Annotated in this window: 13 protein-coding genes, 1 tRNA gene and 1 rRNA gene; 8 read left to right on the forward strand and 7 right to left on the reverse strand. The window is 63.5% G+C overall.

Translation table 11 applies throughout. The features are described 5' to 3' along the window. Nucleotides 1-64: 64 nt before the first annotated feature. Nucleotides 65-514: an NUDIX hydrolase gene (locus M3A49_RS35085; RefSeq protein WP_254356948.1), complete on the reverse strand. Its 450-nt coding sequence runs from the start codon at nt 512-514 to the stop codon at nt 65-67. Between the two features lie 7 nt (nt 515-521). After that, on the reverse strand, nt 522-920 hold the full coding sequence (locus M3A49_RS35090) for an RT0821/Lpp0805 family surface protein (RefSeq protein ID WP_266232979.1): 399 nt from the start codon (nt 918-920) through the stop codon (nt 522-524). A gap of 189 nt (nt 921-1,109) precedes the next feature. On the opposite strand from M3A49_RS35090, the gene M3A49_RS35095 reads away from it, so the two are divergent. Beyond that, nucleotides 1,110-1,352 (forward strand): hypothetical protein, encoded by a 243-nt coding sequence (locus tag M3A49_RS35095; RefSeq protein ID WP_266232980.1) that lies wholly within the window; start codon nt 1,110-1,112, stop codon nt 1,350-1,352. A gap of 65 nt (nt 1,353-1,417) precedes the next feature. Here M3A49_RS35095 and M3A49_RS35100 read toward each other — a convergent pair whose 3' ends face one another. Next, nucleotides 1,418-2,836 carry a cytochrome-c peroxidase gene (locus M3A49_RS35100; RefSeq protein WP_416339076.1) on the reverse strand — a complete coding sequence of 473 codons (1,419 nt, stop codon included), beginning with the start codon at nt 2,834-2,836 and terminating at the stop codon, nt 1,418-1,420. A gap of 284 nt (nt 2,837-3,120) precedes the next feature. On the opposite strand from M3A49_RS35100, the gene M3A49_RS35105 reads away from it, so the two are divergent. Further along, the gene (locus tag M3A49_RS35105) at nt 3,121-4,704 is read left to right on the forward strand and encodes an acid phosphatase (RefSeq protein WP_266232981.1); all 1,584 of its coding nucleotides are present in this window, start codon (nt 3,121-3,123) and stop codon (nt 4,702-4,704) included. A gap of 32 nt (nt 4,705-4,736) precedes the next feature. Beyond that, entirely contained in the window at nt 4,737-5,408 is a 672-nt protein-coding gene (locus M3A49_RS35110) for a PH domain-containing protein (RefSeq protein ID WP_266232982.1), read from the forward strand. An 84-nt stretch (nt 5,409-5,492) separates the two neighbouring features. Here M3A49_RS35110 and M3A49_RS35115 read toward each other — a convergent pair. Then, a tRNA-Arg gene (locus M3A49_RS35115) sits at nt 5,493-5,569 on the reverse strand. A gap of 116 nt (nt 5,570-5,685) precedes the next feature. Further along, nucleotides 5,686-6,516, reverse strand: coding sequence for an undecaprenyl-diphosphate phosphatase (locus M3A49_RS35120; RefSeq protein WP_028208013.1), 831 nt, complete (start codon nt 6,514-6,516; stop codon nt 5,686-5,688). A gap of 497 nt (nt 6,517-7,013) precedes the next feature. Between M3A49_RS35120 and M3A49_RS35125 the strand changes: the two genes are divergently transcribed. From M3A49_RS35125 to M3A49_RS35140, 4 genes are all read left to right on the forward strand, one after another. After that, complete coding sequence (locus M3A49_RS35125; RefSeq protein ID WP_266232983.1) at nt 7,014-7,928, forward strand: aldose epimerase; 915 nt, start codon at nt 7,014-7,016, stop codon at nt 7,926-7,928. Nucleotides 7,929-8,093: 165 nt separating this feature from the next. Next, nucleotides 8,094-8,813, forward strand: a complete 720-nt coding sequence (locus tag M3A49_RS35130) for a peptidoglycan DD-metalloendopeptidase family protein (protein WP_266232984.1) — start codon at nt 8,094-8,096, stop codon at nt 8,811-8,813. 658 nt (nt 8,814-9,471) lie between these two features. Then, a complete protein-coding gene (locus M3A49_RS35135; protein WP_254356941.1) occupies nt 9,472-9,780 on the forward strand; it encodes a DUF2288 domain-containing protein in 309 nt (102 codons plus the stop codon). Further along, a complete protein-coding gene (locus M3A49_RS35140) occupies nt 9,777-11,129 on the forward strand; it encodes an MATE family efflux transporter (RefSeq protein WP_266232985.1) in 1,353 nt (450 codons plus the stop codon). Before M3A49_RS35135 ends, M3A49_RS35140 begins: the two co-directional genes overlap by 4 nt. 25 nt (nt 11,130-11,154) lie before the next feature. Here M3A49_RS35140 and M3A49_RS35145 read toward each other — a convergent pair whose 3' ends face one another. Next, nucleotides 11,155-11,325, reverse strand: a complete 171-nt coding sequence (locus M3A49_RS35145; protein WP_266232986.1) for a hypothetical protein — start codon at nt 11,323-11,325, stop codon at nt 11,155-11,157. 134 nt (nt 11,326-11,459) lie between these two features. Here M3A49_RS35145 and M3A49_RS35150 point away from each other — a divergent pair, with 134 nt between their 5' ends. Then, complete coding sequence (locus M3A49_RS35150) at nt 11,460-11,633, forward strand: hypothetical protein (protein ID WP_165822956.1); 174 nt, start codon at nt 11,460-11,462, stop codon at nt 11,631-11,633. A 191-nt stretch (nt 11,634-11,824) separates the two neighbouring features. On the opposite strand, the gene rrf is transcribed toward M3A49_RS35150, so the two are convergent. Continuing rightward, nucleotides 11,825-11,938 (reverse strand): 5S ribosomal RNA (gene rrf, locus M3A49_RS35155). Between the last annotated feature and the right edge of the window lie 117 nt (nt 11,939-12,055).

Below are 12,055 nucleotides of genomic sequence, written 5' to 3' on the forward strand. Positions count from 1 at the left end.
AAAAGCCCGCACAGATTCGTGCGGGCTTTTTTCATTTCGGCGGCGGCCGGCTAGCAGGACCGGCTTACAGTCTGCGATGCAGCTCCGCGAGCGAGAGCGACGTGCGAAAGAGCCGCGCGAGACTGCGGCTCGCGTAGCGATCCACTTCGCCAGGTACGGTCCAGCGCCAGGCGTCCATTTCCGGAATCATCACGCCGTCCTCGCGTCGCGGAAACAGCGACACGCAAATGCAACGCGAGAGGTCGAGCTCATCGGCGCTCGCGCGCGCGGCAAAGAGATGCAGATCCTTGTCGCGCCGGTACATGAAGCGCCCGAGATCGACGAGGCGCGGCGCCGCGACTTCGATACCGGTCTCCTCGACCATCTCGCGGCGCGCGCTCTGCGATTCGCTCTCGCCGGGCTCGCCCTGCCCCTTCGGAATGTCCCAGTGATTCGTGCCGGTTGCGTGCGCGAGCAGCACGCGGCCTTCAGGATCGAGCAGCACGATGCCGCACGAAACGACCTTGCCGTTCACCGCGCGCTCAGTGCTGCTTCTGGAAGACCCACGCGCCTTGGCCCGTGCGGCAGAAGTGCGGACGCAGCGTCATCGACTGGCCCTTCGCGCTGATGACGACCTCCGTATCGCGGCACGTCTTGTCGCCTTCCTTTTGCGTATTCGACGGCGTGATGGTCGAGGTGATGCGCGTGCCGTTGCGCGAGCCTTCGTTCGACCATGACGTGCTCTCGCCATCGGCCTTGTGCTCGACGGCGTCGCGCACGGCGTTCTGGAGCGAGTTGTAATCTGCCTGGTTCATGAACGACATGGGCGTGTTGTTCAGAAATCCCAGGTTGGCGGCATGCGCGCTGCCCATGCCAACGGCGACAAGGAGCGCCGCGCCCAGGGCGCTCAGCGTGTGAAGGGTTCTGGGCATGCTGGACATTGTGTGTTCTCCTCGGCGGACTGAACGAATCGGCGAAAAGCATAACACGCGCCCTTTTTTCGGCTCGCCCAGTGAGGCCGAACACGCGCGGGCAGCCGGTTCCTTTTCGGAGTGATCCGATGGTGAGGCAGAAGGCCGATCACTACGATGGCTCCGTCTCCCACTTACAGCCCATCGGGAATGCCTGACATGACCTACGCCATCGCATTGAGGGTCTTTGCGGTCCTGCTGACCCTCATCTGCATCGGCTTGATGTCGTTCGTCGCGCACTTCACGCTCGCGCCACAACCGCAGGCGCCCGGCACGAACTTCGCAGTCGGTCCCGAGCGCGCGCCGCGCTGGCCGGACGCCACGGTGCGCATCGGCACGGTCGGCTTGCTCGCGTCCTTCCTCGTGCTCACCGGCGCCTGCCTGCTGATCGCGGGCGTCTGACACCGCGCGCCCGGTTCACGCTCAGTTCACGCTCAGTTCACGCTTGATCCACGCTCAGTTCGCACTCAGTGTGCACCCGGCTGCCAGCCGTCGGTGAGCGTATCGAGAAACGCAATCACATCCTTGATTTCGGCGTTGCTGAACACCGGCTCGTCGCCCGGCTTGCGATCGAACGGCGGATCCGTGTTGAGATTGGCCCAGTAGCGCTGCGGCAAGTCGTCGAACTTCTGCACCCTGCCCTTCGCCACCGGATAGAACTCCTCCGGATTCGTGTCGCGCCGCGCGTAGAAACGCAGCACGTCTTCCAGCGAGTGATAGATGCCGTTGTGGAAGAACGACTTCTTGAGCGCGACGTTGCGCAGCGTCGGCGTGCGGAAGAGCCCGCAAAATTCCGAGCGGTGATCGAGGTCCGTGCGCTCCGGGCCACATGCGCCGAGATCGAAAAACTTACGGTCGTGATTCACGGCAAGCGCGCGGTTGCGTGGCACGCCCACGGCAATCAGACCGAAGTCGCTGAACTGCGGAGGCGAGCCGTCTTTTGCGCGCTGGCTGATATGGCAGCTCGCGCAATTGCCCTTCTTCTCGTCGTTGAAAAGCTGCAGCCCGCGCAGTTCGGCGGCGCTGAGCGCGGCCTTGCCGGCCAGGTACGCGTCGTACTTGCTCGTGTACGGATAGAACACTTCGGGCGACTGCTCGAATGTCTCCAGTGACTTCAGCACTGCCTTGAAAGTCGCGTCGTCGTCAGCGAGGACGCGCGCGCCGAAGGCCTCGCGAAACGCCCCTGCGTAGGGCGCCGCGCGCACGGCTTCGGCGACTTTCCTCGGCGAACTCGCCATCTCGAACGTCGAGAGCAACGGAATGCGCGCCTGGTCCGAGCCCCGATCGACGCGGCCGTCCCACGTGAGGCCGCCGGTCGGACCGGCATCGACGCTTTCATCGCCTTCGTCATCAGAGTCGTGATAGTGCTCGGCGAACGCCGGCACTGCCTGCAGATACTTGAGCGTCGGCACGGCGCGCATGCCCTGGCGTCGCATGTCCGTGCCGCCGATCTGCACGTCGAGCGCGTTCGTCGGCGTGAACGCGTGGTCCGGGCTGTGGCACGACGCGCACGCCATCTTGCCCGAGCCCGAGAGCGACGGGTCGAAGAACATCTGCTTGCCGAGCGCCGTCATGCGGCGCACCTGCGCATAGACCTCGGCACGCGTCTGCCCGCCTTGCGCAGGCGCGGCGATCTTCATGAGCTTCACGCCCTGTACGGCGCGTGCGTTCGCATTGGCGTCGTGCGCGCGCGAAGCGCTGCCGGCTGCACCTGTCGTCGCATCGGCATCGGCGGAAGCGGACGTGCTGCCGTCGCATGCCGCCAGCAGCAACGACAGCCCCGCCGCCATCACGAAGCGCCCTGCGTAGCGGCGCACGCCGCCGTGCGATCGAGCCCGCGTCTCACCTTCCGTTCGCGCCGAACGACGCGCCAATCTACGCAACATGCCTGGTCCCCGAAGCTTGAGCGCGGCGCGCGCGTGGCGTCGCGCCGCTGCAGTGCGATTGCCGATGCGCTCAGTCGCGCATCGAAGTCGCGAAAGCGTATGTCAGGGATATGACACTCCAATGACATGAAGTAAGACAGATGTCATGCAATCAAAGGCTACGAAAAAGCTAAATGTAATTTTTTACATATCGCTGTCAAAATCCGTTGCGACACTGCGCCTCGCCCGAAGACCGGTGTCATTCGCGCCGGCTTCCATGCGGGCCCCCAACGCGAGAGAGAAAAATGATCAACAGAAAATGGTTCTATGCCACGCCGATCGCGGTAGCGGCGTCGGTACTGGCCGTCGCGGCTTGCGGCGGCAACGACAGCAGCAAGCCCGGCCTGTCGTCGGTGAGGAACATCGTCGTGATCTACGCGGAAAACCGCAGCTTCGACAACCTGTACAGCAGTTTCCCGGGCGCCAACGGCCTGCAGAACGTGAGCGCGCAAAGCGCGCAGCAGCTCGATCGCGACGGCTCCGTGCTGGCCACGCTGCCGACCGTCTGGAACGGTCTCACGCAAACGGGCGTCACGCCCGTCGTGACCGCGGCGATGACCGAGAACATGCCGAATGCGCCGTTCGCCATCGACGACGCGAAGGGCTACAACGTGCCGCTCTCGGTCACGACGCGCGACCTGTATCACCGCTTCTACGAGAACCAGATGCAGATTCACGGCGGCAAGAACGACATGTTCGCGGCCTACGGCGACTCAGGCGGTCTCGTGATGGGGCATTACACGACGAGCGCCGAAAAGCTGCCGCTCTGGAAGATCGCCCAGCAATACACGCTCGCCGACAACTTCTTCATGGGTGCGTTCGGCGGCTCGTTCCTGAATCACCAATGGCTGATCTGCGCGTGCACGCCGTACTACGCGAACGCGGACACGAACCCGGCCAAGCCGACGATCTCGACCGTGGACGCCGACGGCGTCTCGCTTACGCTCGCATCGAACTCGCCGAAGTCGGCGCTCGATGGGGTTCCGAAGTTCGTGAAGTCGGGCAATCTGACGCCGGACTTCTACGCGATCAACACGATGCAGCCGCCGTATCAGCCAAGCGGCAACGCAGCGGCTTCGGGCGGCGACGCGAGCCTGGCCGACCCGTCGAACGCCTCCACGATGCCCGCGCAAACGGCCCAGAACATCGGCGATCTGCTTTCGAACGCGGGCGTGACGTGGGCGTGGTACGGCGGCGCGTGGGGCGCGGCCGTAAGCGCCGCGCAGAACAGCACCTCGGGCGTGATCTACGGCGCGAACATGACGGCGCCGAACTTCCAGCCGCACCACCAGCCGTTCAACTACTTCGCGAACTACGCGCCGGGCACCGACGCGCGCGCGAAGCACCTGCTCGACGGCGGCATGGACGGCACGGAGTTCATCAAGGCGATCGACGCCGGCGCGCTGCCGGCGGTGGCATTCTATAAGCCGCAGGGCAACCTGAACGAGCACGCGGGCTACACGGACGTGACGAGCAGCGACCAGCACATCGCGGACGTCATCGCGCATCTGCAGAAGAGCCCGCAGTGGAACAACATGGTCGTGGTGGTGACCTACGACGAAAACGGCGGTTTCTGGGATCACGTTGCGCCGCCCAAGGGCGACCGCTGGGGTCCGGGCTCGCGCATTCCGACGCTCATCATCTCGCCGTACGCGAAGAAGGCTTACGTCGATCACACGCAGTACGACACGACCTCGATCCTGCGCCTCATCACGCGCCGCTTCTCGCTGCCCACGCTGCCGGGACTTGCCAGCCGCGACGCCGCGCTCAAGAGCAACGGCGGCCAGCCGATGGGCGATCTGACCAACGCGCTCGACGTGAAGCTCTAAGCGCGACAAACCATCGGACCATCGATTGCCGGATGTTGCTCATCCGGTTTGACGGGCAGCCCTCGGGCTGCCCTTTTTATTGCGCCTCGGATTCATCGCCCCTTGCACCGTTCACGCGCCAGCCGGGCGTTGAGCCGCGACGTTCGACCACGGATCCTACGCCGCAGGATGCACTACCTTACAGATTAATTACTGCACAAATCTTGACGGAGGTCATTGTGAAATACGTCGAATCGACTCTCCTGCCAGGCGAAAGGATCGTCTGCGAGGGACACCCCTGCTTCTGGGCGATGGGGCCGCGTATCACACTGAGCCTTCTGCTCATGGTTTGGGGCGTGCTTATCGGCACCATCGGGACGTCGCCGTTCGCAGCGGTGGGTTTTTTTGCCGCAGGGCTAGGACTGTTCGGCGCGTCGCTACTTGCCTGGTGGACGACGGAATATGCCGTGACCAACAAGCGCGTGGTGGCCAGGTTCGGCGCGGTACGCCGTCACACAGTTGAATTGACGCTCGCGAAGATCGAGAGCGTGCGGATCGAGCAAAGCCTGATCGGGCGGATCTTCGACTATGGTTCGCTCGTCGTGGGCGGCGGGGGTCTGATCGCTACGCCGATTCCCGGCATTTCGAACCCGCACGAGTTTCACCGCATGGTTTTTCTCGCGCAGGCGGCCGAGGAGCCGGTGCCGTTGCGGCTCGTGGCGTGAGGGTTTTGAATCGGCCTGCGATTCGTGGCGTGTGAAAATGCAAAAAGCCCGGCAGTGAAGGCCGGGCTTTTTGTTTAATTGATCTGGCGCGACAGGAGGGGCTCGAACCCCCGACCCTCGGCTTAGAAGGCCGATGCTCTATCCAGCTGAGCTACTGTCGCGTGAACGTGCGCAAGGCCGCAAGCGGGCCTCGCGAAGACGGGGCTGGATTATACCGCGATCGTCTTACGCGGTCGCGCCTCGCTCGTGACGCGTGCCAAGGGCCTTGGCGCCAGAATCAAACCGGCTGCTGATGCAACGCGAACCAGCCAAGGAAAATCGCGCCGGCGATCAGGCAATACGCACCGAACGATGCGAGGCGCCCGCGTCCCTCGAAATAGCGCATGAGGAACTTCACGCTCAGCCAGGCCGCAATACCCGTGAGCACGCCGCCAACGACCGCAGTCATCAGCTGATCTCGCGCGTGAAAGAGCTTGGGCAGTTCGAGCACGCCAGCCGCGAAGATGATCGGCGTGCCGAGCAGGAACGAGAACTCCGCAGCCTTTTCCGCCGTGAGGCCCGCTGCATTGCCAGCGATCATCGTGAGGCCGCTGCGCGAGAAGCCGGGAATAAGCGCGCCGATCTGCGCGAGGCCGACGAGAAATGCCTGGCGGAACGTAAGTTTCTCGGGCGGACGATGCGCACGCGCACGCTGGAGGCGATCGCCGAACCACAGCAGCACGCCATTGACCATCAACGCCGCCGCGACGATACGCAGATCGTGAAAGATGGCTTCGATGCGCTTTTCGAGCACGAGGCCAACGATACCCGTCGGAATCGTACCGATGATGAGCGCCCACATCATGTGCCCGTCGTCGTTCTTGCGGCCGCCCAGCGAGGCAAAGAAGCCGCTGATCAACGCGACCCAGCGCTCACGGAAATACCAGAGCAGAGCGACGGCGGTTCCCAGGTGCAATGCGACGAGGAACGGCAGCAATTGCGGCGCGTGCTTGTCGATGTGCATGCCGAACAGTGCCGGTACGAGCAGCGTATGGCCGAGGCTGCTCACGGGAAACAATTCGGTGACGCCTTGCAACACGCTCAGGAAGAATAGAAACCAGAGACTCACGCGCGGATCCTCGTAATGGTGGTGTAAGGGGCCGGACCGTTGCGGAGCCGGTGCGGTAAAGCGCACCGATTATGCCTGGGCCGTATTGCAGCGCCAAGCTGGAAGATGGATTTGTCAGAAAAGTTACTGCGTCGCAACAAAATTGGCTGCGAATGCAGGGATCCTGGCGCGAACGCGCGTGTCGCGCTCGCGGGAATCAAACGAGGGGGATGGACCGCGGCGCGATCAGCGCGCCATCTTGTAGAAGAAATAGGCGCTGCTACCGACAAAGAGGCTGAACAGAGCCATGCTCATTGCCATTGCGAGGTCCATGGGGAGGTCTCCTGCGAAAATGCTCTGTGCGCTACCGCACGGTCATGCGGATTATGCTGACTCGCGTCCGTCAACGACACCCACGCTTTCCCGACGAGGGTTTTCACGCATGAGAAAGCGGCGCAAAATCCGCCTCTGCCCGGCGCATATGCGCCACCCTTCTTCCACCCACTCCAGGCCCGCCCATGAACGCACATCCAGAACAGGACATCCTCACCCTCACCCGCGGTGCCTCGACGCTGCGCTTCGCGCCGTGGGCCGGCGGCCGTTTGCTTTCGTGGCACGTCGGCGGCCAGCCGGTCATCGTGTGGCCGGAAAATGCGAACTGGGCCGAGCCGGCACGCGTGCGCGGCGGCAATCCACTGCTCTTCCCCTTCCTTGGCCGCCATCGTGTCGACGGCCAGATCGGGCGCTGGCGCGACGCCCAAGGCCTGGTCCGCGATCTGCCGATGCACGGCTTCGCGCGCGACCTGCCGTTCGCGGCGCAAGTCGACGACGATGGGCACGGCCTGCAGATGACGCTCGTCGACTCCGACGCCACCCGCGCCGGCTACCCGTTCGCGTTTCGCTTCGAGGCGGCCTACCGGCTGGCCGACGCGCATACGCTCGACGTGACGCTCGCCGCGACCAATACCGGCCCGGATCCGCTTCCCTGGTACGCGGGCCATCACTTCTACTTCGCCCTGCCACATGCCCAGCGCGCTCAGACGACGCTCGACCTGCCGGCTAGCCAGCGCCGTCATCAACTCGCGGACGGTTCGATCAGTGCGCCCGAGCCCGGCAAAGCGCAATACAGGCTCGACGACGCAAGCATCATCGACCGCTTCCATGTGCTCGAGCCAACGCCGCCCGCCTCGCCGGTGCGCCTCGTAGCGCCGGGACTCGGCCGCGCGGTGACGATCGACCTGAACCGGCCCGGCTCGCTTGCCTGGTACGCGGTCACGACGTGGACGGAAGCCGCGGACTCCGACTTCTACTGCGTCGAACCCTGGCTTGGTCTGCCCGACGCGATCCACAACGGGCTCGGCCTGCGCTGGCTCGCACCGGGTCAAACGGAGACGGCGACGCTGCGTATCGGCGTCGAGACGCTCGGCGGCTGATCGCGCGCACCGGCGCCGTTCTGGGCCGGCGCCGGTGTGGATGCTGCCGCTTTCGTCAGTCATTCCTCAGGCAAAACCCCAGTTGCGTTGGCAAAACCGCTAAAATCAGGCGTTTTGCCGGCGCGGCGGACCGTGGTCCGTCGAGGCAAGGTCATGCGAGGTTCAATGTTGGCACCAGGAATCAGACGGATTGCATGTGCGGCGCTCGTTGCGCTGCTCGCGGCGTGCGGATCGGCTCCGGTCGGCCCCGGCTTTTATCGCGTGGAGCGCGGCGACACCGTGTACAAGATCGCGCGCAGCAATCGCCAGTCCGTGCAGAACATCGTGCGCTGGAACAATCTGCCGAACCCCGACGCCATCGAAGTCGGCCAGGTCCTGCGCGTGGAACCGCCCGCTGGCACAGCGAGCGCCCGCACCGGTGGCGCGCCGCGTGGCGCAGCGACTGCCCCGCGCGAGAGCGCCGACACAACCGATACGCCGTCCGCGCCGTCATCGGCGCCGGCGGCAACGGCCGCGCCGTCGATTTCACTCGTCTGGCCGACCAGCGGCCAGGTCATCCGCAACTTTGACGGCCGTAACTCGAAGGGCATCGACATCGCCAATGCGGCCGGCACGCCCGTCGTCGCCGCGGCGCCCGGCACCGTGGTCTATGCCGGCAATGGTCTGCGTGGCTACGGTAACTTGCTGATCATCAAGCACAGCGGCGATTACCTCACGGCCTATGCGCACAATCAGGCGTTGTTCGTGAAGGAAGGTCAGAGCGTCGCGCAAGGGCAGAAGATCGCGGAAATGGGGAGCAGCGACAACGATCGCGTGATGCTGCATTTCGAACTGCGATACCAGGGGCGCTCGATCGATCCGACTCGAGAACTTCCCGCACGTTGAGACAGGCCGCTACGGCCAGCCAAATCAATGGACGAAAAAAAGCCCGGCATGGTGCCGGGCTAACGGGGGTTTGGCGCATATCGGCAAAGGACCGGTTTACCATGCGCCGAGTCGCAATCTATCAACGCGCTTCCTGCTGCGCAATCACTTAATTAGCGCGAAAATGTGCTACGGCGCACGGATTATGTGTCGCATCACTTTTCAGCAACGAATGAGGACGCCGAATCAACTGCTGCCGTGCATAAGATCGCACGCTTCAATGACACAAAACGACAAGTCGTCAAACGGCGCAAAGGCTTGCTGGACGGGCTATTCCAACTGAAGCAGATTGCTTCATCGAGCGGTTTTGCGAGTCTCGATCGTCGGTTTAAAGCACGGCGCTTTTCGCATTTTCAAGGCAGCCGGCTTTAGTGTGCAAGCGCACGCAACAGCGCATTTATTTGGTGTGGCGTACAAATTTGAAACGCCAATTCGCAGCGCGCTTAGGTCAGATGTTTGACTGATTTAATGTGGCTTATTGTCTGTATTTTGGCCCCGCAAGCCTGGATATCGATTTATTAATGTGATTAATACCGCGGATCCAGCATTCGCCTTCCGGCCGCCGATCGGCAGGCAGACTATCGTTTATAGTATCGGCCGCAACGAATTTCCAATCATCATGACTATCGAAAACGCCAACCCCAGTTCGACGTACGCCAGGCTGCTCGGCGAAACCGCCAAGATCGACTGGCAGGATCTCGAACGCTTCTTCGCGCAAGGCAAGTTGCTGAGCGTGGTGCGCGACCTCGACCTCGTCAGCGTAGCGGAGGCCATCGCCAACGACGACAGTGCGGTCGTCATGCAATGGCTGTCTTCGGGTCTCGTCGCACGTATGCCGGCAGAAACCGCTGCCGATTACGCGGCGCGCAAGCCGGAGTTGTGGGCAGTCGTCGTCTCGCCCTGGGTGTGCGTGCAGGAACGCGCTTGAGCGGCGCCGAGGCCCTGCCCGACCTGCGAGGCTGGCATCGACGCGTGCTGACGCTCGCGTTTCCCATCGTCCTCGCGAATCTCACGCAGCCTATCCTCGGCGCCGTCGACACGGCCGTAGCAGGCCACCTCGGCAGCGCAGCCGATCTTGGCGGCGTCGCACTAGGCGGCCTGTTCTTCAACTTCGTGTTTTGGGGTTTCGGCTTCCTGCGCATGGGGACGACGGGGCTCGTCGCACAGGCCTACGGCGCGCGCGACCTCCCCGCATTGCGCGCGAATGTCGTGCGCGCCCTGCTGCTGGCATTCGCGATTGGCGCCGCGATCCTGCTGATTCAATCGCCCTTGATCCGGTACACGCTCGCGGCCATTGGCGGCAGCGCAGACGTGCAACGCAATGCCGGGGTCTATTGCCTTGCGCGTATCGGCTCTGCGCCTTTCGCTTTGGCGAACTACGTCGTGCTCGGATATCTGCTCGGCACTCAGCGCGTGCGCATTGCGCTGCTTTCGCAGATCTTCATCAATCTGACGAACGTCGTTGCCGTGCTCGCCTACGTGTACGGGCTGCGGTGGGGCATCGCCGGGATCGGCGCCGCGACGGCTACGGCCGATACGCTCGGTTTTGTCTTCGGCGCCTGCGTGCTGTGGAGGCTTCGTCCTCGCGGGCTCGCGCCGCTTGCGTTGCAAACTATGCTCGAGCCGGCAGCGCTCAAACGCCTCGTCGCGATCAATCGCGATATCTTTCTACGCACGCTTTGCCTGTTGGGCTCGTTTGGGTGGTTCGCGCATCTGGGCGCGAAGCAAGGCGACGCAATCCTGGCCGCGAACGCGCTGCTCCTCAACTTCCAGGCCTTCATGGCCTACGGTCTCGACGGGTTCGCCCACGCAGCCGAGGCGCTGGTAGGCGCAGCGATCGGCGCGGGTAATCGCAATGCGTTCCGCCAGGCCGTGAAGGTCAACCTGTTTTGGGCAGCGCTGGGCGCCTTCGGTTTTTCTCTGGTTTACTGGGCCTGCGGCCCATGGATCATCGGGCAGCTAACCAACCAGCCGGCAGTGCGTGCCGCCGCCCAGGCATTTCTCCCATGGGCCGCGCTTTCGCCGCTCATCTCCGTTTGGGGCTTTTTGCTGGACGGCGTATTCATCGGCGCAACGCGCACGCGCGAACTCATGCAAGCCATGGCGGTGTCGCTGGCTGTGTTTCTGTGCGCGTCATGGGCGCTGGTCGGGCCGCTCGGCAATCATGGGCTGTGGATCGCCCTGCTCGTCTTCATGGCCGCGCGCGGCCTGACGCTCTCGCCCTTGCTGCCGCGCATCAGCGGCGCGATCGCGCCGGTCCCTGTGCAGTTGCACTGACGGCGCTCGCGCCAGGCGACGGCGCTTACTGGGCAGACGGCGGGTTGTCCAACATCATCGGCGGCCGGTCGTCGGTCGGCACACCGTGGTAGTCGGGCGGATCCTGCGGCGGGGTGCCGTGGCGGTGGGTCGTTCCGTTGTCGGCGCACGCCGAAAGCAAAGCGGCCATTGCAAGGGCCAGATAAACACGGTACATCGCGTCAAATCCTTTTTGAATGGTAATCCGAGGAGCGCTCCCCGCCAGGTAGCGAAGCGGCTGAACTCGCAATTTTTTTCCGTTGCGACACTGTTCTAAGATACCGACATGGCTGCAATCGACAGGAGGCTGCCATGGATGCCGAAACTATTGCGGGTCTGATCGGTCTCGCTGTGGGTCTGCTGGTTCTGCTTGGGCTATCGATTTTCGAATCGCGCGCCTACCGGAAAGAGCACGACGGCGAAGGCATGATGCATCACTGGCTGGCCGAGCATCACGTGCTCGACCGGGTTCGCCGCAGGCACTGAACCCAGCGCCGGCACCGCGCCGGCGAGCCCCTTGCCTGACTCTCACCGCGGCCAGTCGAGCTGGCCGTGAGGTGGATTTGCTGCGTCGTTCTGTGAACGAGCAGCTAGCCTTTTATTTCCCACGCGCCCAAACGCCAGAACCCCGGTGCTCTTTCGGAGCTACCGGGGTTCTGGACGTTACAGCATAAGGAGCCTGACGATTACCTACTTTCACACGGGCAATCCGCACTATCATCGGCGTGGAGCTGTTTCACGGTCCTGTTCGGGATGGGAAGGGGTGGGACCAGCTCGCTATGGTCATCAGGCATGACGGGTTGCTGCGTCGCAGGGTTCTGCGCCACAGCCAATCGGGAAGAAGCGTAAAGAGGTGTTGCTCAATTGGGGTTGTGTTGTTTCCGGCACAACACGCGATTCTCTCAACC

Source organism: Paraburkholderia sp. CNPSo 3076 (genome assembly GCF_026343935.1).
Lineage (GTDB): Bacteria > Pseudomonadota > Gammaproteobacteria > Burkholderiales > Burkholderiaceae > Paraburkholderia > Paraburkholderia nodosa.

What these genes read in the sequence shown, in the direction of transcription:
- M3A49_RS35090 (WP_266232979.1), bottom strand. Translation starts at nt 920, where the DNA reads ATGTCCAGCATGCCCAGAACCCTTCACACGCTGAGCGCCCTGGGCGCG.
- M3A49_RS35095 (WP_266232980.1), top strand. Translation starts at nt 1,110, where the DNA reads ATGACCTACGCCATCGCATTGAGGGTCTTTGCGGTCCTGCTGACCCTC.
- M3A49_RS35100 (WP_416339076.1), bottom strand. Translation starts at nt 2,836, where the DNA reads ATGTTGCGTAGATTGGCGCGTCGTTCGGCGCGAACGGAAGGTGAGACG.
- M3A49_RS35105 (WP_266232981.1), top strand. Translation starts at nt 3,121, where the DNA reads ATGATCAACAGAAAATGGTTCTATGCCACGCCGATCGCGGTAGCGGCG.
- M3A49_RS35110 (WP_266232982.1), top strand. Translation starts at nt 4,737, where the DNA reads ATGTTGCTCATCCGGTTTGACGGGCAGCCCTCGGGCTGCCCTTTTTAT.
- M3A49_RS35125 (WP_266232983.1), top strand. Translation starts at nt 7,014, where the DNA reads ATGAACGCACATCCAGAACAGGACATCCTCACCCTCACCCGCGGTGCC.
- M3A49_RS35130 (WP_266232984.1), top strand. Translation starts at nt 8,094, where the DNA reads ATGTTGGCACCAGGAATCAGACGGATTGCATGTGCGGCGCTCGTTGCG.
- M3A49_RS35135 (WP_254356941.1), top strand. Translation starts at nt 9,472, where the DNA reads ATGACTATCGAAAACGCCAACCCCAGTTCGACGTACGCCAGGCTGCTC.
- M3A49_RS35145 (WP_266232986.1), bottom strand. Translation starts at nt 11,325, where the DNA reads ATGTACCGTGTTTATCTGGCCCTTGCAATGGCCGCTTTGCTTTCGGCG.
- M3A49_RS35150 (WP_165822956.1), top strand. Translation starts at nt 11,460, where the DNA reads ATGGATGCCGAAACTATTGCGGGTCTGATCGGTCTCGCTGTGGGTCTG.